This window comes from Chryseobacterium sp. GM_Chr_2 (genome assembly GCF_026540445.1).
Classification (GTDB): domain Bacteria; phylum Bacteroidota; class Bacteroidia; order Flavobacteriales; family Weeksellaceae; genus Chryseobacterium.
Map to the genome: position 1 here is coordinate 117,536 of NZ_JALNUD010000012.1, position 19,387 is coordinate 136,922.

Consider the following 19,387-nt stretch of genomic DNA (forward strand, 5'->3'; position numbering starts at 1 on the left):
TTATGAAGAAGATATCATTCAAATCTCCATTAGGAATTTTACTGTTTGTGATCCTTCCGTTAGCTATCATTTTAGCAGTTACGGGAATCCGATTGGATTTAACAAAAGAGAAAAGATATACCCTTTCCGATAATACGATCAAAGTATTGGAATCTGTGAAAAAGCCCGTAACGGTGGAAGTTTATCTTGAAGGAGATTTCCCTGCGAGCTTTAAACAATTGCAGAGTGAAACGAAATTCATGCTGGAAAATTTCAGAAAAATAAATCCGAAAATAGATTTTAAATTTATTGATCCCATTAAAACCAAAATGTCGAAAGACAGCCTGATGGCCATGGGAATGCAGCCTTCCGTTCTTCCGGATATTAAAGACGGGAAAGTTTCGCAAATCGTGCTGTTTCCTTATACGGTGGTAAAATACGGCAGTAATGGGGTTTCGATTCCATTGGTGGTTCAGCAGACAGGAATTGATGCAGACGAGCAGTTGAGAAAATCAATCGAAAATCTGGAGTATAATTTTGTTTCAAATATTAAAAACATCGCGGTTGATAAAAGAAAGAAGGTAGGAATTCTGGTGAATCAGGATGAATTAAGTCCTGAGGAATTTCAGGGTTTCATGCGTCTGGCATTAGAAAATTATGATGCCGGACCTGTTATTCCTAAAAATCAGACAGAGCTTACATTGGCAGATGTTCCGTTATTGAAGCAGATGAGCGCTTTGGTCATTGCAAAACCGAGAAAAGCATTTACCGACAATGAAAAAGTGATTTTGGATCAATATATCATGAACGGCGGGAAAACACTTTGGATGATTGATGCCGTAAATGCTGAAATGGATACTTTGATGAGGTCACAAAAAGTAATGCCTTTCCCTGTAGATATCAATATGACTGACTTTTTCTTTAATTACGGATTAAGAATCAACCCGGCATTGGTGAAAGATGTAAAGAAGTTCGCTTTGCTAAAGCTGGTAACAGGCGAAGTAAGCGGGAACCCTCAGTTTACAACACTTCCGTGGCCGTATTATCCGTTGGGAATTGCTGAAAATGATCATCCGATCACAAAAAATATCAATCCGGTAAAATTTGAATTTCCGACTTCCATTGATACATTGGGCGGAAGAAAAAATATCAAAACAAAAGTTCTTTTCGAATCGAGTGAAAGAACCTTATTGAAGCAGGTTCCTAATTATGTGGAATTGAAAGAGGTAGCAAGCGTAGACAGCCTTGGGCAAATGGAAAAACCAAGTACTCCGAAAATTTACGCAGTGGCTTTGGAAGGCAAATTCAACTCGGCCTATGCTTCAAGAATTGAAAGAAAAGGATACCCGAATTTTAAAGGATCAAGTCCTGAAAATAAAATGATCGTCATCGCAGACGGTGATGTGGGGCGAAATAAAATCGTAAAGGGCGAAGCATTACCTTTGGGCGTTGATCTAATGACCAACGAACAGTTTGGAAACGAACAATTCCTGAGAAATGCATTAGATTATTTGTTGGATGACAGCAATCTGATCGATCTTAGAAACAGAAATATCGAAGAAAGGCTTCTCGACAGACACCGAATTAACGAAGAGAAAAACAACTGGCAGTGGTTTAATTTGCTGCTTCCGCTCGTAATCATCGGAATTTTAGGAGGTTTATTCTTCTGGTTGAGGAAGAAGAAGTTTGGATAAATGATACAGAAAAAGAGAAGTTTTTGGCTTCTCTTTTTTTATGATGCTTTTATGAAGTATGATCTGAGTTTATTTAATAGAATTGATTGTTTAGTGAAATTTTTTTCGCTCATTATTTTATTAAATAAATCGAATAATTCAGATTGAGATAGTGCAATTGGCTCAATTCCATATTTGTGGATTTTGCGATTTAGTTTACAAATATACATTGTGTAGGTTCCTTTTGGAGTTAAATCAATATATATATCATCACAATGGAAAATATGCTCATCATAATTGTCGAAGTGCGGATGAACAATTAAAAAAGAATCTTTTGATCTCGGATACTGCTTGTAAGCTTTGTTATTACTAATTACTTTATCAATATTCCCCTCTACTTCTTTATTCTTTTTAATCTCGTTACAATCACTGCATATAACACATAAATTTTTTGGTTCAAACATAAATTTTTTATTCGAACTTTTTGGAATAATATGTTCAATATGGCAATTATTTGCAGATTGTAATGAAATTTCTTTTCTACAATAAGAACATTTCTTTGTTAAATCTCTATAATAATCTCGAATAAATTTTCGAATATCTTTAAGGTCTTCATGTGACCAATCTTCTATTTTAAAAGTTGGATCTGATAACTTTTGAGAAATTCTTTGAGTAAATTCAGATGTGAATTTGATTGGTTTATCAATATCTGCCATTATTTCTTCAATTCTTTAATTAAATTAAATAAACTAATGATAGGATCGTTTTTATGAAGAAATTTAATTTGAGATTTTAATACATTATAATTTTTAACATCTTCTTCATCAAATTTTTTAGTTTTACCTACTTTTGAGATAATGGAAAATGAAATCCTACTTAAATATTCATTTTTAAAACCAGGTGAATTAAAAATATTTGCTAATTGAAAATCGATAGAATTATTTGCGTATTCATTTGCATTCATTAATTCTTGATTATCCATTTGTAAAATATAACAGTTTTCGGTAGATAATTTAGAAATTAATTGAGGTGAATGAGTTGCAATTATAAAATGACAATTTTTATAATTTTGGAAAGTTTCAATTAATAATGTAATATATTTTTCTTGCCATTCAGGGTGTAAAGAAATTTCGGGCTCATCAATTAGTATTAAACTATTGTCAGAAATATTGCAAGCTATACCAACTAATGTTGTGAATATACATTGCTGGCCAGAGCTGGCATCGCTAATTTGATGAATTTTATTTGACTTTAATTTCTTTAATCCTACATCACGTAATTTTGCAAGTCCTGAATCCATCAAAAAAATTAAATCATTTATTTCTATTTCTGAGTCGGTAGATGAAGAGTTAACTACTGCTTCATAAATTCTTTTCCTTCCTCCAAAATTATAAGAATGTAAAATTTTAAGAAGCTTATCTATTCGAACTTTATTGAGTTCATCGGATTCTGCATCTTTAAAAAAGGAGAAGTTTGGTTTGTAGAAGCCTGTTTTAGAGAGGATTTCCATAAATTCATGCTCAAGAACATCTGCTTCAAACAATCTTTTAATTTGATTATTTAATAATCTAATTTCAAAAACTAAATGAATATCTTCTGAATATTCTAAATAGTTTAATACCTGAATAATTTTTGAAAATTGTTTGGAATCATTGTTTCTAATATTTAATAGTTGATTAATTATTTTCGACATAAATCCAAGAGAGAAATTGGAGGTTTTTAGATCTCTGATTCCTACATAAGAATAGTTTTTATACTCATAGTCATATTTACGTTGATCATTGATAATTGGAAATTTATCGTATGGACTTGTAGATACTGCAATGATTTTTTTAGGAATAGAAAGAAATTCCAAATCATTAGTATTAAATAAATCTCTTTCAAGCCTAAAGTATTCAATTACTTCATTTAATAGACGACTTTTACCAGATCCATTTTTTCCAACAATAACAGTGTAGATATTTTGATGATTATTCCGTTTGGGTTCATAAAAATTATAAATTTTATTTCCTTTTTTATATCTTACTATCATATTTAGTTTAAATGATTATATAGTTTTTTCAAATATATTCAAAAATAGCCAAATAACTATTTAATAAAAAAAAGGAAAACCGTAAAGCCTCCCTTATATTTCAATTAAACAACCTCCTAAACTCCCCCGGCGACTGATTCGTCTTCTGTTTAAACAACTTACTAAAAGACTGAGGATGTTCAAATCCCAGTTCATAAGCAATTTCACTCACAGATAAACTCGTTGTGCTTAGTCGCTCTTTCGCATGGTCGATCAGTTTATTCTGAATGTGCTGCTGCGTATTTTGTTGGGTATGAATTCGGAGTAATGTTCCCAGATAATTGGGTGAAATATTCATCTGTTCAGCGATGGATTTTACAGAAGGAATGCCGTTTTCTATAAGATTTCTGTTTTCAAAATATTCGGAAAGTACTTCTTCAAATTTATCCAACAGTTCATGGCTTGATTTTTTTCGTGTAAAAAACTGTCGCTCATAAAAACGTTCAGCATAAATCAGAAATAATTCAAGTTGGGCAACAATCAATTCCTGAGTAAACTTATCAATATTCGTCTGATATTCTTTTTCAATGTTTTTAAATAAATCAACAATAATTTTCTCCTCTTTATCAGATAAAAAAAGCGCTTCATTGATCTGATAACTGAAAAATTCATAAGACTTAATCTTCTTTATCAGAGATGTTCCCCAAAGAAAATCGGGATGAATCAGCAATAAATATCCGGTAGGTTCCACTTCGACATCGGGCTTCATTTCAAGGCTTAAAAACTGAAGCGGCGACACAAAACATAATACACCAGAATCGAAATCATATTCCTGTTGTCCATAATTAAACTTGGCATTCACATTCCTCTTCAAGCCGATGGAATAAAAATTCTGAATCCATTTCAGCTCTGTATCATCCGTAGGATAGTTCACTTTACTGTAATCGATCAAGCTGATCAACGGATGCTCAGGATTTGGAAGATTGCAGAACGCATGAAAATCGGAAAGCGTATTAAAACGAAACGTATTTTTCATAATGACTAAGTTATTTAATTATTTTGAAAGGTGGATTGAATTTTAAGTAGTAAGATGATGAGGAGATCCTTCGACTTCGCTCAGGATGACATCGCTAATACTAACCGTTACAATTATTACGGAAAGTTTTCACGGTGTCATCCTGAGCACGAAGCAGTCGAAGGATCTTATAAACTTTAATTAATGAGTTCTGATTACGTCAGTTCGAGTGTTTTTCGAAATGAAATGAAGAAAAATGTATCGAGAACTTTAATTTAAATAAACTTCTCGATACGATTTTTTTCAAAAATCTACTCGAAGTGACGTTGTGTTATAGCTGAGTTTTTATTTTGGAGTGAAAGAAAAATTAAATCACAGTAGAAAACGTCAGTTCACTCCATTTCTCTGCATCGTCTGTAATGGTTTTAATTTTGTTATTCAAAAACTCATCAGTTCCGCTTCCCAATAAGAAATGTACAGGCGGATTTTCAACTTCGCTGATGGCTATAATAGCTTCTGCTCCTTTGTCGGGATCGTTGGGCTGATTTCCATTGATTTCATCCAGATGAGCCTGCTCAGAATTTCTTGCCGCTTCGTATTCAGGAATTGAATTTTCCGGAGTTCTGACAGATTCTTTTGATAAGAAATCAGTTCTGAAATATCCAGGATAAACCACAGTTGCTTTCACCCCAAAGTCTTTCACTTCCTCAGCTAAAGCTTCCGTTAAGCCTGCCACGGCAAATTTTGTTGAACAATAAATTCCCCATCCCGGAAAGTTTCCTGAATATCCACCGATAGACGAAATATTGAAGATATGTCCGGATTTTTGTATACGGAGATGAGGCATTGCGTTTCTAATTACGTTTAATGTTCCAAAAACATTTACGTCAAAATTAGCTCTTGCTTCTTCATCAGAAAGCTCTTCCAAAGTTCCCAATTGACCGTAACCTGCGTTGTTTACCACAACGTCTACCTGTCCGAAATGTTGAACCGTCTTTTCGATGGCCGATTTTACATTTTCATTGTCGGTTAAACTTACTTCAAGCGGTAAAAATGTTTCCGAAATCTCTCCGATTTCAGCGATCAATGACTGTACATTTCTTGTGGTGGCAGCCACACGATAATTTTGTTCCAGTAATTTTTTAATTAAAGATAATCCTAATCCTTTTGAAGCTCCTGTCACAAACCATACTTTTTTTGTTTCCATTTTTAAATATTTTATTGTTGTTAAATGATGATACAAAGATGGCAAGATGGAAGATGGTAAAAGTAGCTGGATCAACGAATGATGTATCTGAATCGTGAATGTTTCATTTTTAATGAAAAAAAATATTCACGTCTGAGTCTCAGACGAGTCAAAATATTTTCCCTACGTCTGAAGTTCAGACGAGCCCAACCTAAACTAGTTTAGGTAATCTGGAACTCAGACGAACAGAACTACTATTGCTTTATACTTTCTGAAGTTCAGACGGGCAGAATCATAACTGGTTTAAAGAATCTGAAGTTCAGACGAAGATATTTTAAATACGTTGAGGTTTTCTGAGAATCAGACGGATAAAATTTATTTTTTGGGAGCTACTTATAAATAAAAAAGAGAACCCCCGAAAAGCTTCTCTTTTTGATATATTTAAACAAATTCTACCATGGGCTTACTTCAATACCATCTTTAATTTCATTGCTGTAGAACTTACCTGTAGGCGCATCTTTATCCGTTAATGTATGTTTAATGATAAATGTTGCAGCACTTTCTACAGAACCGGTACCGTTGTGATGGTTGAAATCTGTGGCGGTATATCCGGGATCAATAGCATTTACTTTAAAAGGCAGATCTCTCAGATCATAAGCCAAGACGACGGTATAGGCGTTCAAAGCTGTTTTAGAAGTACCATAGGCAGCTGTTTTATAATCGTAATATTTCCAGTTAGGATCGCTATGGAATGTTAAAGAACCAAGTCCGGAAGTGATATTGGAGATTCGTGGACTGTCGGATTTTTTTAATAATTCCAAGAAAATCTGAGTGACATTAATGGTTCCAAAGAAATTGGTTTCAAAAACTTCTTTGATATCTTCAATCTTAGTATCTAAAGAATTCTGAGGAACTTCTCCTAAAATCCCGGCATTGTTGATGAGGATATCCAGTTTTCCCTGTTCTTTTTCGATATTATTTTTAGCAGAAAGAATAGATTCTTCTTTGGTGACATCTATTTCGATGGCTTTAATATTTTCAAATCCTTCTTTTGTTAAATTATTGACAACAGATTCTCCTTTTGCAAGATCACGGCTTCCGAGATATACAAATAATCCTTTTTTAGAAAGTTGTTTTACGATTTCCAAACCAATACTTCTGTTGGCTCCGGTAATTAATGCTGATTTCATTTTTTATGTTTTGAATGATGAAGCAAAATTCAGAATTTTAAAAATGAAATCTTTTGCCATTTGACAAAAAATGAAATTTTTATGAGATAGGGGTTGAAAGTTTAATCTTTGAAGCTAAATTTATGCTTCGATCTTACTACTTTAATTAATATTTTTCCTGATTCTGCTTAAAGAAGATTGCGTCACTCCTAAATAAGAAGCAACATAAGATAGCGGAATCTGGTTTATAATATTTGGATAAATTTCCAGAAATTTAAGGTAACGTGTTGTGGCATCTTCTGCAACTAACGGGCTTCTTCGTTTTATTTTCTGAAGTAAAGCATGAGAGATCATTTTATTAACCATAATATTCCATTGTTCAATTTCTACAAGAAGTCTTTGCCAGTCTTCCCTTGAGAATACAATAAATTTACAGTCGGTCATTGCCTGAATGCTTCCATCTGAAGGGGTGAGGTTATTAAAACTTTCTATATCAACCACGAGATTATTTGCTTCAACAAAATATTTGGTTATTTCTTCACCTTTTTCGTCATGATAATAAACACGAAGGATACCTTCAAAAATAAAGGCTACCTTATGATGAATTTTTCCTATCTCAGAAAAATGTCCGTTTTTGCTTACATTCAAAGTGGTCACATTACTTAAAATAGTATTGATTTCCTCTTCTTTCAACTTGCCGAATTGTAAAAAGTATTGTATTAATTCTTTCATATCGGAAAGTTAGCTAAAAAGATGCACATCAGGTAAAATAAAAAAGAGAAACCCGAAAGCTTCTCTACCTATTGTTTTCAAATTAAAATTAATTCTGCAAAATAGGAATCAAATGTTCCCATTTTAGTTGTTTAGCATAATCTAAAGCCGTTTTTCTGTTGTTTGCTTTTAAATTTTTATCGGCTCCATGCTCTAAGAGTACTTCAATCGAGCTTAAATTTCCGGCAATTGTTTCTTTGTGAAGAAGAGATAAACCTTCCTCGTCCAGATTGGTCAATTCATTCGGATAATCCTTTAAAAAAGTGATAAAACTTTCCTTCATATTCTTGCTCATGGGATGTTCAGTCAGGTTTTCAGGATGTTCCGTTTGCTCGTAAACGACTTCAATATGATTAAAATCTCCAAAATCAAGCCCCCACATGGCATCGTGTTCCTGAAGTTCTTGATCAGACTTCATATCGGCGCGCATTTTATGAATCGTAAATCCTCCGTATGCTTTTGGAATCCGCTCTTCTGAAGAAGAAAATAATTTGGAAAGACCTTTTGGTTTTTTAACAGGGGGTGTCATCGCGAAAAGCCAGTCGCTGATCTCATGCAGAGGAATTTCAAAATAATCACCTGCCTGAATGCTGCTAAGGTTATTGGGTTCATTGATGAGGTAGCCTTTTATGGTATCTCCATTAAAATCAATATCATTGATCCACATATGTTCAACGATTTCTTCTCGGGTTTCGGGATGTTTTTCAGAAAAAGAAGTTTTTACACAGGCAAGGCTCATCGCCGGAATAATTCTTCTGTATTCCCAGGACAGTTCTCTCCAGAAATATTTAAAAGTATCCTGCGCTTTTTGGTAAGCTTCAATCATTTTAGGATCGGCTCCGTCTGTGAAGATGAACGTGTTTTCTTCCATGAAGTTAATATTTTTTGTGATTTAATAATTAGAAATGTCAATGTGAATTTTACTGAAAAGCATTATGAATACTTACCAATTGATATTTTTAGTTTGACTAAAATACAAAAATTATTTAAACGGAAGTTTAAGTTTTATGTGAATTTTAGAACTGTCTTTTATTACCACATTTAGGACAATACGATGCAGTATGAGTTCTGTAAGGTTTTCCACAATTTTCACAATCAGGACCGTATAAATCTATAAAGTGATGCATGATTGCGTTTGGATTGGTTTCCCCAAAACCCGTTAATTCATTATAATAATCAAGAAGTTTTTTGAAATTTTCCTGAAGAGGAGATTTCATCGATTTTTTAGATTCCTGAAATCCTTCAGCTAATAGTTTTGAAGCAATTTTACTTTCTTCTTTATCCAACATGGGAACATCCATTCTGCATCTCCAACAATATCTGATTTTCATGGTATGTTTATTTTATTTGTCCTGATTTTAGATTGCTTTATGAAAAATAATTTTACTTTCCTGTACAAAAAAACAGGAAGCTTGAAAAATAGTAATTCAAATAAAATTTCTGCTAAAATTTCAAGAATCATAATTGTTAAACATCTTTTATAAAATCTTCATATTCATAATAAAACCTTTCAAACCCATCCATTTTATCAACGAAGAATTCAAAAGCTTCCTGCCATGTATTTTTATTGAAAACCGAAATTCCTTCCTTTTCTACCCAAATTCTGCTGATGACTTTTCCGTTTTCCAGTGTATAAAATTCCTCTTTATGGAAATCACCGATAAAATCTTTCAGAATATCTTCGAGAGACCAGATCTTGTTGTAATAAGCATCTCTGAAAACTTCATCTTTCATTTCTATATCTAAAGAAACCTCTGCTTTTTTCTTATCTGCATAAAATTTAAACGAGAAATCTTTGATCTTGGTATCATACAAAATCCATTTTCTCGGAAAAGACTTTCCGAATGCCGTCCAAAACTCTTTTTTTAATTTTTGCGCTTCCTCTTTACTGAACATGATACAAATGTAGGAAAAAAGTAAGAAGCAAGTAGAAAGGTAAAAGAGCCAAGTATATGAAAACTTTGAAAAATTTACGCTCCAATGATAATTCTTTTCACCCTTACTTTTTACTTTTAACTTAATTCTTTTTTCTTAATTTTGCTGTAATGCTGTCAAAAAAATCTCAATATGCTTTTAAGGCGCTGTCATATCTTGTAGAAAAAAGGAATGACGGGCCTATTCTGATTTCTGAAATCGCGGAACACAAAAAAATTCCGTTAAAATTTCTGGAAAATATTTTGCTTGAATTAAAAAAAGCAGACATCCTCGATAGTAAAAAGGGAAAAGGTGGCGGATATTTTTTCAAAGAAAATCCTGAAAATGTGAAGCTTGCCAAAATCATACGATTGGTAAACGGACCTATCGCCATGCTGCCTTGTGTAAGTCTGAATTTTTATGAAAAATGTGCCGACTGTAATGAAGATCACTGTAGTTTGCACGATGTTTTGATTGAGGTTCGGGATGCATCTCTTAAGATTTTGGAAGAAAAAACGTTACTGGATTTGATCGACTGATCTAAATCCTTTTTTTTGAATAATTAGTCTACTTGTTTGGTAGGATAATTATTTTATCAGATATTTGCATTACTTCAAATGAACAAAATATGATTTCAACAGAAGATGCAGATATACTGAAACAGCTTTCAGCAGAGGAAGGATTGAAATTCATCTCCGAAAAATTCTCAGAGGGAGTTGTTTTCTCCACATCTCTTGGTCAGGAAGATCAGGTGATTACAGATATAATTTTCAGTCAGCAACTACCGATAAAAGTGTTCACTTTAGATACCGGAAGACTTTTTTATGAACATTACGATTTACTTTCAAAAAACAATTCAAGATATAAAATAAAAACGGAAGTGTATTTTCCGGAGGCTTCTGATGTGGAAAATTACGTGAATGAAAAAGGGATAAACGCCTTTTATTATTCCGTAGAAAACAGGAAAGAATGTTGTTTCATCAGAAAAGTAAAACCGTTGAACCGTGCATTGGAAAATGCAAAAGTATGGATCACGGGGTTACGTTCTGAACAATCTGAAAACCGTGAAAATATGCAGGTTTTAGAATGGGACGAACAAAGAAACCTTTACAAATACAATCCACTGATCCACTGGACTTATCAGGATGTTTTGGATTATCTTGAAAAAAATAAAGTCCAAGATTTGCCTTTGCATAGAAAAGGATTTATCAGTGTGGGTTGTCAGCCTTGTACAAGAGCAATTGACCCCGGAGAAAACCCTCGTGCTGGACGTTGGTGGTGGGAAAGTTCACGTAAAGAATGCGGTCTGCATTCAAATTAATTAAAAAATCTTTCAAATAATAATGAGTAATTATACATTAGATTATCTGGAGCAGCTGGAGGCAGAGAGTATTTACATTATGCGTGAGGTGGCTGCACAGTTTGAAAAACCGGCTTTGCTTTTCAGTGGTGGAAAAGATTCTATCACTTTGGTTCATCTGGCGAAAAAAGCGTTTGCTCCGATGAAGATTCCGTTTCCTTTGGTACATATAGATACGGGGCACAATTTCCCTGAAGCCCTTCAGTTCAGAGATTATCTGGCTGAACATTTAGGTGCTGAACTGATTGTAAGAAAGGTAGAAGATACTATTAAAGCTAAAAATTTAACCGAACCTAAAGGAAAATTTGCTTCCAGAAACTGGCTTCAAACACATACTTTATTAGATACGATCGAAGACTTTCAGTTTGATGCCTGCATCGGCGGAGCGAGAAGAGATGAAGAAAAAGCAAGAGCAAAAGAACGTTTTTTCTCGGTTCGTGATGAGTTCGGGCAATGGGATCCGAAATTACAGCGTCCCGAATTGTGGAATATCTATAATGGAAGAATAAATAAAGGTGAAAATGTAAGAGTTTTCCCAATTTCAAACTGGACGGAACTGGATGTTTGGAATTATATCCGAAAAGAAAATATTCAGCTTCCTTCAATTTATTTTGCGCACGACAGAGAAGTGATTAAGTATGACGGTCAGTTAATTGCCGCTTCCGATTATATTCAGATTGATGAAAGTGATGAGGTGATTACGAAAAGAGTTCGTTACAGAACCGTCGGAGATATGACCTGTACAGCAGCTGTGGAAAGTGATGCGGAAACTTTAGACAGCGTGATCAACGAAATTATTGCTTCTAAAATTTCTGAACGTGGCGAAACCCGAATCGATGATAAAGTAACGGAAGCCGCGATGGAAGACAGAAAAAAAGGAGGTTACTTTTAATAAATAATGGGCAATGAGTAATAAGTAATGCAAAATATCCTGTATATTTTACTCATAGCTTAATATTAAATTATCAAAGATGAGCGGTTTGAAAGAAATTACTCATTACCAATTACTCATTACTAATATTATTTACGTGGACATACTAAGATTTATAACTGCCGGAAGTGTAGACGATGGGAAAAGTACCCTGATCGGAAGACTTCTGTACGATAGTAAAAATATATTGATTGATCAGCTTGAAGCTCTTGAAAAACAATCAAAAAATAAAAACGAAAATGGAGTAGACCTTGCCATTCTTACAGACGGACTGAGAGCCGAAAGAGAACAGGGGATTACGATTGATGTGGCTTACCGCTATTTTTCGACTCCAAAAAGAAAATTCATTATTGCCGATGCGCCAGGGCATATTCAGTATACCAGAAATATGATCACAGGAGCTTCTAATTCACAGTTGATTATTATTTTAATTGATGCCAGACAAGGCGTTATTGAGCAAACGAGAAGACATTCCATCATTGCTTCATTATTAAAGATGAAAAACGTGGTGGTTGCCATTAATAAAATGGATTTGGTTGATTATTCCGAAGAGATTTTTAACGATATTAAAGCACAATATCAGTTGGTTGCTCAAAAACTAGAGTTGGAAAATGTAAATTATTTCCCGATTTCTGCTTTTTACGGCGATAATATTGTAGATGAATCTGAAAGAACACCTTGGTATGAAGGTCCTACGTTGCTTGATTTCCTTGAAAATGTTGAAGTAAATGACAATACGAATCTTGAAAATGCAAGATTTCAGGTACAGTATGTGATTCGTCCCCAGACAGATGAACTGCATGATTACAGAGGATATTCAGGCGAAATTATTTCAGGAATTTATCAGAAAGGCGATCAAATTACCATTCTTCCGCAAAATATTGAAACAACCATTTCAAAAATTGAAACAGGCGGAAAAGAGGTTGATCTTGTTTTTGCCAATCAGCCTGCCGTATTACATTTGGAAGATGATATCGATGTAAGCCGTGGCGATTTTTTTGTGAAAACCGAAAATCAGCCCAAAGTAGAAAATGAAGTAGAAGCCATTGTCTGCTGGCTGGATAAAAAAGAACTGAACGAAGGCAATAAATATTTCATTCAACATAAAAGTAAGGTTGTAAAAACCATCATCAAAGAAATTGAATATAAAATTGATGTCAATACCCTTGAAAATATTCCGATTTATTCTGGGATTAAGCTGAACGAGGTGGTAAAAGTAAAATTGAAAACAGCTTCACCCCTTGTTTTTGACAGTTTTAATGAAAATAATGATACCGGAAGTGCTATTCTGATTGATGAAACCAGCAATTCTACGGTGGGAGCTGTAATGATTTTATCATGATGGTGATCTCAAGAAAAATCCAGATGAGGCTCAACGTTCTTTTTGTAACGGTTGCCGTTTTGTTCATTGTTGCTTTTTCAATGTATGAAATGGGCTATTTGGATGAGCTTTTTGTAATATTAGCCAAAGACGATTATATTTTTTACTGGATGATGCTTGTCGGAGTATTGGCCGAAATCGTTGCGGGATCAATGGGGATGGGCTATGGCGTAATTTGCACAACGACGCTTTTATTCCTTAATATTCCGCCGCATGCTGTAAGTGCCAGTATACATTCTGCGGAAAGTTTTACCACTGCCGCAGGAAGCGCGAGTCATATTAAACTGAAAAATGTAAGTAAAAGTTTAGTTAAAAAACTGGCTATTCCGGGGGTGATTGGGGCTATTCTCGGTGCTGTTGCCTTAACGTATCTGGGTGAATATTTTTCTAAAATCACGAAAACAATTATTTCTTTTTACACTTTATATCTTGGTATTAAGATTTTATCGAATGCTTTTCAAACCAAACAGGATAAAAAACTGAAGAAAAAGACGAATCTTACAAGATTAGGGGTAATAGGAGGTTTTATTGATGCCTTTGCCGGCGGAGGTTGGGGACCTTTGGTGACAGGAACTTTAATTAAAAATTCTTTTACTCCGAGGTTTGCGGTGGGAAGTTCTACGGTTGCAAAATTTATTCTGACGGTTACGGCTGCGGTCACATTTATCTTTACGTTGGGTGTTCAGCATTGGAATATTATTCTCGGACTTTTAATCGGCGGAATTTTTACCGCTCCTTTTTCTGCAATGCTGACCGCGAAACTCCCTGTGAAAAGTATGTTCGTAGTCATTGGAACTTTGGTGATCGTTATGAGTTCGATTACGATTTACAAATCTGTTTTTTAAGCATAAAATCTGTTAAAGTGGAAAAATAAAGCGAAGAAAAAATAATTTGACTTCGAAAATAATTTACTTTTACAGTCTAATTTAACAGTACATGAATTTACATATCGTTGCGCTTTTTAAGTTTAATGAAAATTACTTGATGGAAGCGGTAGAATTGTTTCAGAATTTGGTGAAAGAAACAAGAAAAGAAGAAGGTTGTCTTCAATATGATTTGGTTGAAGATAAGGATAATAAAGGAACTTTCTTCCTGATCGAATTATGGGAAAGCGTAGAACATCATAATCGTCACAACGGACAAGATCATTTGCTGGATTTCCGAAAAGATGCTTCGAAGATCATGGAAAAATCGATAGAAGTGTATAAAGGATTTAAGATTTATTGATTTAAAAAGATAAAAGATAGAAGATAAAAGATAAAAGAATTTCGTTAACTTTAGCTTCTATCAACTATCAACTATCAACTAAAAAGTATAAAAGGCTGCCTTACGATCTGTAAAGCAGCCTTTATTAGAAAAAATAGAAAGTATTAAAATTTAGATTTTTGAATTGATATTGATCTGAACTAAAAATTCATGTTTGACCATTTACAATTCATTTTTTTATTTTACAATCAGCTTTTTGGTTTCTGAACTTCCACCGTAAGTGATTTTAACTAAATAATTTCCCGGGATTAGTCTAGACAAGTCTAAATCCTGTTTGTAGAATCCCGCCTGATTGGTTAATTCAGCCTGATAAACCTGTTTTCCTGTAAGATCAAATACCTGTACAGTTCCTTTATTATCAAGTTTTTCTTTAACATCAAATAAAACAGTCACTTTTTTATCAGCCGTTGTAGGATTTGGATAAATACCGAAAGAAGCTTTTTTTCCAGCAATATCTGTAACACCTAGCACAGAAGTGATATTTTTATATTTAAAGTACATGTTTCCTGTAGTTGCTCCTCCGTTTGAAATGAAGTACATTCTGTAATATTCACTTCCTTTTTTGATATAATAAACAACGTCTGTATAGAATCCTTGAGTAGGTTTCCAAGAGTGACCAATGGTTGTAATATTTTGGGAAAAGTTTGTACTTGCAGGAATTGAGAATGTAGAAGTCTCCTGTGTTTCCGGACGAACTTTTGCCACTGTGATATTTGGACTTTGAATCACTCCTGAAAGCGGATACATCATGATATTATTATAGAATGTATAATATTTTGTAAACATGAAATCCCAGGAAGCTTTTGGTGGTTCAAGATTTTCAACTTTTGCACCTGTCGTAAAAGAGAAATAGTTGAAGTAAGCATCATCAGACCCATTGGCGATTGTTCTTGTTTCTGTTGCTCCCCAAGTTGACGTAGCAGCATTCCATTTAGAATATTTGAAAGTATAAGCACTGAAATAGTCTGTAATGGCAAATTTAATATAACTATCATCCGGATACTGTAAAACAAAAATAATTGTTCCATCCACATGGTGAGTTCCTCCATTATAATTACCCCAACCAAAAGAAGCTGAACCTTGTTCAAAAGCACCGTCTGCAAGAGATGTTGTTTGATCCGGATTGTAAATAGGAGCCCCCCAAGATGATAAATTGGCAATATTGATATTATCCCATTGGCTCATATCATTAGATGCCTCATATACTTTGATATCTTTAGCATCATTTACTCTTGAACCAAAGCTCGTTGCAGAATTTCTAAAGAATGCAATGTCCCAAGAATTGGCAGGTTGAGAAACCTGATTATTATTTTGTAGACCAAAAAAAACACGATTTTGATATTGACTTCCCATCGACATATCCACCTGCGTGTATCCTAAAGCATCTGTCTGAGCTAAAACCGTTTGTTGAACCGTAAGAGCCAATAAAGAACTCAAAAGTAGTTTTGTTTTCATAATCTTAATGTTTAAATTCTTATTTAGAATGATTCCACAAAACTATAAATTTATTTTTATTAATTCTAAATAAAAACATGATATTTATCTTGTTTTTATATTAATTTTTTGAAATATTGAGATTTAATGGGCTTTTTGAAGTGGTGTAAAAAGAAAAAGTCGACTTATGAAAAATTCATAAATCGACTTCCCTGATATAGTAGTCTAATAAAATCTTTTATTTCTTGATAAATTTAGATTTTGTAGCAGTACCATCTGCTTCTTCGATAAGAACAAAGTAAACTCCTGATTGAAGTTCGCTGATGTCTAATCTTTGATTGTTCAATTTTCCGTCAGCTACTTTCTGTCCTAAAGCTGAATAAACCTGAACATTTTTAGGATCTTTCTTAGTTACAAACTGTAGTGCAGTGTTGTCTGAAGTTATAGCAAATTGAGTTTTAGTTGAAGATTTTAAAACATCTGAAGTTCCTAAAACACTAGTAAAATCATATACTACATCATCAAAATCAGCTGCAGTGTGTTGAGCTCCAGCTACAGTATTAACAGTTTTGAAAACAATATAAGATGAAGAAGAACTAGGAATTACTCTTGTAAACGTTTGAAAAGTAGTTTGTTGAGTAATTATAATAGGATCTCCTACAGCCACAAAAGTAGTCATATCTGTAGGGCTCGATGCTAAACCTACTTGTAGTGTTACCTGTGCCGTGTTAGAGCTATTTAATCTTGTTTTAAAGGATAAAGTCTTATCACCTGTCGGAGCTACAATTTGTGGTGAAACTAAATATTGAGGAGTATCCTTATTACCTCCAGAGTATGATGAAACGTACTTATCAGAAGCATTTCCTGCAGTTTCATAAACAATCATCATTGGTGGGGGTGGGCTTGGTGGCATATTCATTGGAGGAAGTACCGCAGACCAACCACCTTGTGGAAATGTTGTATTCCCTGCAGTGAAGTTATTAAAGTTTTCATTAATCGTAGCTACTTGCGCATTAGCTGTAACAGCCGTTAGCATTAAAGTCCCTAAGAGTAGTTTTAAATTCATAACGTTATTTTTATTTAGAATTATTCCACAAAAATACATATTTATTTTTAATTGTTCTAAATAAAGCGCTATATTTGCGAAAAATTTTTGCGTCTATGAAGAAGAAAATGCTTTCTATACTGTCATTGTCTGCCGTTCTATGGGTAAATGCACAGGAAAAAGATTCTCTACAACAGAAAAAAATAGAAGAGGTTGTCATCACAGGGCAGTATATGCAACAATCGATCAATAAGTCTATCTATAAAGTTGAGGTAATTGATGCTGAACAAATAAAAAATATGGCAGTAACTACTGCAGCTGAAGTACTTAATCAAAATCTTAATATTTTAATTGAACCTAATAGCGGAACAGGAGATTCTGGTGCCAGTATTATGGGATTGAGCGGAGCTTATACAAAGATTCTTATTGATAATATTCCTGTAGTAAATGATAGAGGTGTTGGAAATCAAGTAGATCTTAGTAAAATTAACGTTAATAATATTGAACGTATTGAGATTGTAAAAGGTGCAATGGGGGTTGAGTATGGTAATAACGCGGTTGCTGGTGTAATCAATATTATTACTAAGAAAAATTATTCTAAAAAATTCAATGCTTTAGTTTCTTTACAGGAAGAAACAATAGGTAAAGATTATGATTGGTTTAAAAAAGGAAATGGTCGTCATATTCAATCTTTAAATTTAGGATATAGAATCAATGACAATTGGTCGGTAACAGCCGATATTAATCATAATGATTTTCAGGGTTATAAAGGGAAATATAATGGATATAAATATTTTACTGAAGGTAACGACGGAAAAAGAGGTTATGAATGGTTGCCAAAAGATCAAACAACAGCAAATGCAGCGATTCGTTATTCTAAAAATAGTACAACTTTCTTCTATAAGATCAACTATTTGAGTGAAGAAGTTAATTTTTATAATCAATTAGTTGAAGATTTACCTCTAGGAGCAGGGAACAGAACCTATATTTCTAAAGATAAAGATTATTTTACTAACAGATGGATTCATCAATTTAATATTCAAACGAAATTAGGATCTAGAATCAATTATAATGGCGATTTTTCTTACCAGACTCAAGAAAGAAAATCTCAGGATTATGTTTATGATGTTCCTAATAGACAAGAGATTTCCAGAGCGGATAAGTCGACTTATTATGATTCTAAGATATTATACTCACGAGGGATGTTTAGTAATTTCCTAGATAGTGATAAAGTTAATTTCCAGATTGGATATGAGTTGGAAAGAACTAGTGGTTTTGCTAATGCTTCTACGTTTCAAAGTGTTTCAGAACGTCCGGATGTAAATAGAGCAATATTCAATTATTCTAATTTTGTTTCTGCAGAATGGAGAATTACAGATAAGTTTTCACTTCGTCCAGGAGTAAGATTAGCTTTAAGTGATAAATTCGATAGTCAATATAACTATTCACTTACAACAAGATGGAATACTTCTGAAAACTCTGATCTACGTGCTGTTTTTGGTTCTTCTAATAGATTTCCGACTTATGAAGAACTTTACACCTATATTGTAGATAATAATCATGATATCAGAGGAAATGAAGATTTAAAGCCAGAAACAGGGTACTCTTTAGGTGTATTTTGGGATTATAAAACAACAATGTCAAACGCTTGGAAATTTAATTTCAGTGCTTCCGGAATGTATCTTGATGTAAAAGATAGAATTCAGGATGTAATAATCAGCAATAGTCCGTTGCGATATACATTTTTAAATATAGATAAATATAGATCTCTTTTATTTGGTGGTGCAATTACGGCTAGAAAAGATAATTTTTCACTAAATGCAGGGATTTCTGTAATGGGAATTTCGCAGGTTCTTAATGCTGCAGGCGTTGTTTCTCCAGATGATTATAATTTTTATACTGAAGCCAATTTTTCAGCAAATTATACATTACCAAAGATAAAAACATTATTTGCTCTTTATTATAAGTATACTGGGGTAAGAAAGCAGTATACCCAAGAAGTTACATCAAATCTTGCTGCTGAACCAAAATTCTTTTTAGGCGAAGTTGGAGATTTCAATATGATGAACTTCACGGTAACACAGCCATTCTTCAACAATCACGTAGAGTTTAGTTTAGGTATTAAAAATATTTTCGACGTATCCAGTGTGAGAAACTCAATAGCTTCTGGAAATGCACATAATGCAGCTCCGGATAATCAAAATCTTTTTTATGGAAGAAGCTATTTCGCACGGTTAAATTATAATTTTTAA

19 protein-coding genes are annotated in these 19,387 nt (G+C 33.5%); 8 read left to right on the forward strand and 11 right to left on the reverse strand.

From position 1 onward, the window contains the following. The first annotated feature begins 2 nt into the window (after positions 1-2). Entirely contained in the window at positions 3-1,673 is a 1,671-nt protein-coding gene (gldG, locus tag OXQ85_RS17235) for a gliding motility-associated ABC transporter substrate-binding protein GldG (RefSeq protein ID WP_267406085.1), read from the forward strand. A 38-nt stretch (positions 1,674-1,711) separates the two neighbouring features. Here gldG and OXQ85_RS17240 read toward each other — a convergent pair whose 3' ends face one another. The 9 genes from OXQ85_RS17240 to OXQ85_RS17280 all read right to left on the reverse strand — a co-directional run bounded on the left by OXQ85_RS17240 (position 1,712) and on the right by OXQ85_RS17280 (position 9,700). After that, on the reverse strand, positions 1,712-2,368 hold the full coding sequence (locus OXQ85_RS17240) for an HNH endonuclease (RefSeq protein ID WP_267406086.1): 657 nt from the start codon (positions 2,366-2,368) through the stop codon (positions 1,712-1,714). Next, complete coding sequence (locus tag OXQ85_RS17245; protein ID WP_267406087.1) at positions 2,368-3,684, reverse strand: ATP-binding protein; 1,317 nt, start codon at positions 3,682-3,684, stop codon at positions 2,368-2,370. Before OXQ85_RS17245 ends, OXQ85_RS17240 begins: the two co-directional genes overlap by 1 nt. 100 nt (positions 3,685-3,784) lie before the next feature. After that, entirely contained in the window at positions 3,785-4,699 is a 915-nt protein-coding gene (locus tag OXQ85_RS17250) for a response regulator transcription factor (RefSeq protein WP_267406088.1), read from the reverse strand. 346 nt (positions 4,700-5,045) lie between these two features. Further along, complete coding sequence (locus tag OXQ85_RS17255) at positions 5,046-5,885, reverse strand: SDR family NAD(P)-dependent oxidoreductase (protein WP_267406089.1); 840 nt, start codon at positions 5,883-5,885, stop codon at positions 5,046-5,048. A 431-nt stretch (positions 5,886-6,316) separates the two neighbouring features. After that, a complete protein-coding gene (locus tag OXQ85_RS17260; protein WP_267406090.1) occupies positions 6,317-7,054 on the reverse strand; it encodes an SDR family NAD(P)-dependent oxidoreductase in 738 nt (245 codons plus the stop codon). Between the two features lie 141 nt (positions 7,055-7,195). Further along, on the reverse strand, positions 7,196-7,765 hold the full coding sequence (locus tag OXQ85_RS17265) for a Crp/Fnr family transcriptional regulator (protein ID WP_267406092.1): 570 nt from the start codon (positions 7,763-7,765) through the stop codon (positions 7,196-7,198). 88 nt (positions 7,766-7,853) lie between these two features. Continuing rightward, complete coding sequence (locus OXQ85_RS17270) at positions 7,854-8,675, reverse strand: DUF2314 domain-containing protein (protein ID WP_267406094.1); 822 nt, start codon at positions 8,673-8,675, stop codon at positions 7,854-7,856. 145 nt (positions 8,676-8,820) lie between these two features. Next, entirely contained in the window at positions 8,821-9,135 is a 315-nt protein-coding gene (locus tag OXQ85_RS17275; RefSeq protein ID WP_267406097.1) for a hypothetical protein, read from the reverse strand. A 136-nt stretch (positions 9,136-9,271) separates the two neighbouring features. Continuing rightward, the gene (locus OXQ85_RS17280; RefSeq protein WP_267406098.1) at positions 9,272-9,700 is read right to left on the reverse strand and encodes a DUF4268 domain-containing protein; all 429 of its coding nucleotides are present in this window, start codon (positions 9,698-9,700) and stop codon (positions 9,272-9,274) included. Between the two features lie 149 nt (positions 9,701-9,849). On the opposite strand from OXQ85_RS17280, the gene OXQ85_RS17285 reads away from it, so the two are divergent. The 6 genes from OXQ85_RS17285 (at position 9,850) to OXQ85_RS17310 (ending at position 14,617) form a co-directional block, all read left to right on the forward strand. Then, on the forward strand, positions 9,850-10,257 hold the full coding sequence (locus tag OXQ85_RS17285; protein ID WP_267406099.1) for an Rrf2 family transcriptional regulator: 408 nt from the start codon (positions 9,850-9,852) through the stop codon (positions 10,255-10,257). Positions 10,258-10,346: 89 nt separating this feature from the next. Further along, the gene (locus OXQ85_RS17290; RefSeq protein ID WP_267406100.1) at positions 10,347-11,039 is read left to right on the forward strand and encodes a phosphoadenylyl-sulfate reductase; all 693 of its coding nucleotides are present in this window, start codon (positions 10,347-10,349) and stop codon (positions 11,037-11,039) included. Between the two features lie 22 nt (positions 11,040-11,061). Further along, complete coding sequence (gene cysD, locus OXQ85_RS17295; protein WP_267406102.1) at positions 11,062-11,970, forward strand: sulfate adenylyltransferase subunit CysD; 909 nt, start codon at positions 11,062-11,064, stop codon at positions 11,968-11,970. A gap of 136 nt (positions 11,971-12,106) precedes the next feature. Then, a complete protein-coding gene (locus tag OXQ85_RS17300) occupies positions 12,107-13,351 on the forward strand; it encodes a GTP-binding protein (protein WP_267406151.1) in 1,245 nt (414 codons plus the stop codon). Beyond that, the gene (locus tag OXQ85_RS17305) at positions 13,348-14,235 is read left to right on the forward strand and encodes a sulfite exporter TauE/SafE family protein (RefSeq protein WP_267406103.1); all 888 of its coding nucleotides are present in this window, start codon (positions 13,348-13,350) and stop codon (positions 14,233-14,235) included. Before OXQ85_RS17300 ends, OXQ85_RS17305 begins: the two co-directional genes overlap by 4 nt. Positions 14,236-14,326: 91 nt before the next feature. After that, positions 14,327-14,617 carry a putative quinol monooxygenase gene (locus OXQ85_RS17310; protein ID WP_267406104.1) on the forward strand — a complete coding sequence of 97 codons (291 nt, stop codon included), beginning with the start codon at positions 14,327-14,329 and terminating at the stop codon, positions 14,615-14,617. 216 nt (positions 14,618-14,833) lie between these two features. On the opposite strand, the gene OXQ85_RS17315 is transcribed toward OXQ85_RS17310, so the two are convergent. Both OXQ85_RS17315 and OXQ85_RS17320 read right to left on the reverse strand, forming a co-directional pair. Further along, positions 14,834-16,111: a T9SS type A sorting domain-containing protein gene (locus tag OXQ85_RS17315; RefSeq protein WP_267406105.1), complete on the reverse strand. Its 1,278-nt coding sequence runs from the start codon at positions 16,109-16,111 to the stop codon at positions 14,834-14,836. 217 nt (positions 16,112-16,328) lie between these two features. After that, positions 16,329-17,156 (reverse strand): choice-of-anchor J domain-containing protein, encoded by an 828-nt coding sequence (locus OXQ85_RS17320; protein WP_267406106.1) that lies wholly within the window; start codon positions 17,154-17,156, stop codon positions 16,329-16,331. Between the two features lie 95 nt (positions 17,157-17,251). Here OXQ85_RS17320 and OXQ85_RS17325 point away from each other — a divergent pair, with 95 nt between their 5' ends. Beyond that, positions 17,252-19,387, forward strand: a complete 2,136-nt coding sequence (locus tag OXQ85_RS17325; RefSeq protein WP_267406107.1) for a TonB-dependent receptor — start codon at positions 17,252-17,254, stop codon at positions 19,385-19,387.

What these genes read in the sequence shown, in the direction of transcription:
- OXQ85_RS17250 (WP_267406088.1), bottom strand. Translation starts at nt 4,699, where the DNA reads ATGAAAAATACGTTTCGTTTTAATACGCTTTCCGATTTTCATGCGTTC.
- gldG (WP_267406085.1), top strand. Translation starts at nt 3, where the DNA reads ATGAAGAAGATATCATTCAAATCTCCATTAGGAATTTTACTGTTTGTG.
- cysD (WP_267406102.1), top strand. Translation starts at nt 11,062, where the DNA reads ATGAGTAATTATACATTAGATTATCTGGAGCAGCTGGAGGCAGAGAGT.
- OXQ85_RS17305 (WP_267406103.1), top strand. Translation starts at nt 13,348, where the DNA reads ATGATGGTGATCTCAAGAAAAATCCAGATGAGGCTCAACGTTCTTTTT.
- OXQ85_RS17255 (WP_267406089.1), bottom strand. Translation starts at nt 5,885, where the DNA reads ATGGAAACAAAAAAAGTATGGTTTGTGACAGGAGCTTCAAAAGGATTA.
- OXQ85_RS17260 (WP_267406090.1), bottom strand. Translation starts at nt 7,054, where the DNA reads ATGAAATCAGCATTAATTACCGGAGCCAACAGAAGTATTGGTTTGGAA.
- OXQ85_RS17320 (WP_267406106.1), bottom strand. Translation starts at nt 17,156, where the DNA reads ATGAATTTAAAACTACTCTTAGGGACTTTAATGCTAACGGCTGTTACA.
- OXQ85_RS17290 (WP_267406100.1), top strand. Translation starts at nt 10,347, where the DNA reads ATGATTTCAACAGAAGATGCAGATATACTGAAACAGCTTTCAGCAGAG.
- OXQ85_RS17280 (WP_267406098.1), bottom strand. Translation starts at nt 9,700, where the DNA reads ATGTTCAGTAAAGAGGAAGCGCAAAAATTAAAAAAAGAGTTTTGGACG.
- OXQ85_RS17285 (WP_267406099.1), top strand. Translation starts at nt 9,850, where the DNA reads ATGCTGTCAAAAAAATCTCAATATGCTTTTAAGGCGCTGTCATATCTT.
- OXQ85_RS17275 (WP_267406097.1), bottom strand. Translation starts at nt 9,135, where the DNA reads ATGAAAATCAGATATTGTTGGAGATGCAGAATGGATGTTCCCATGTTG.
- OXQ85_RS17245 (WP_267406087.1), bottom strand. Translation starts at nt 3,684, where the DNA reads ATGATAGTAAGATATAAAAAAGGAAATAAAATTTATAATTTTTATGAA.
- OXQ85_RS17315 (WP_267406105.1), bottom strand. Translation starts at nt 16,111, where the DNA reads ATGAAAACAAAACTACTTTTGAGTTCTTTATTGGCTCTTACGGTTCAA.
- OXQ85_RS17270 (WP_267406094.1), bottom strand. Translation starts at nt 8,675, where the DNA reads ATGGAAGAAAACACGTTCATCTTCACAGACGGAGCCGATCCTAAAATG.
- OXQ85_RS17265 (WP_267406092.1), bottom strand. Translation starts at nt 7,765, where the DNA reads ATGAAAGAATTAATACAATACTTTTTACAATTCGGCAAGTTGAAAGAA.
- OXQ85_RS17240 (WP_267406086.1), bottom strand. Translation starts at nt 2,368, where the DNA reads ATGGCAGATATTGATAAACCAATCAAATTCACATCTGAATTTACTCAA.
- OXQ85_RS17310 (WP_267406104.1), top strand. Translation starts at nt 14,327, where the DNA reads ATGAATTTACATATCGTTGCGCTTTTTAAGTTTAATGAAAATTACTTG.
- OXQ85_RS17325 (WP_267406107.1), top strand. Translation starts at nt 17,252, where the DNA reads ATGAAGAAGAAAATGCTTTCTATACTGTCATTGTCTGCCGTTCTATGG.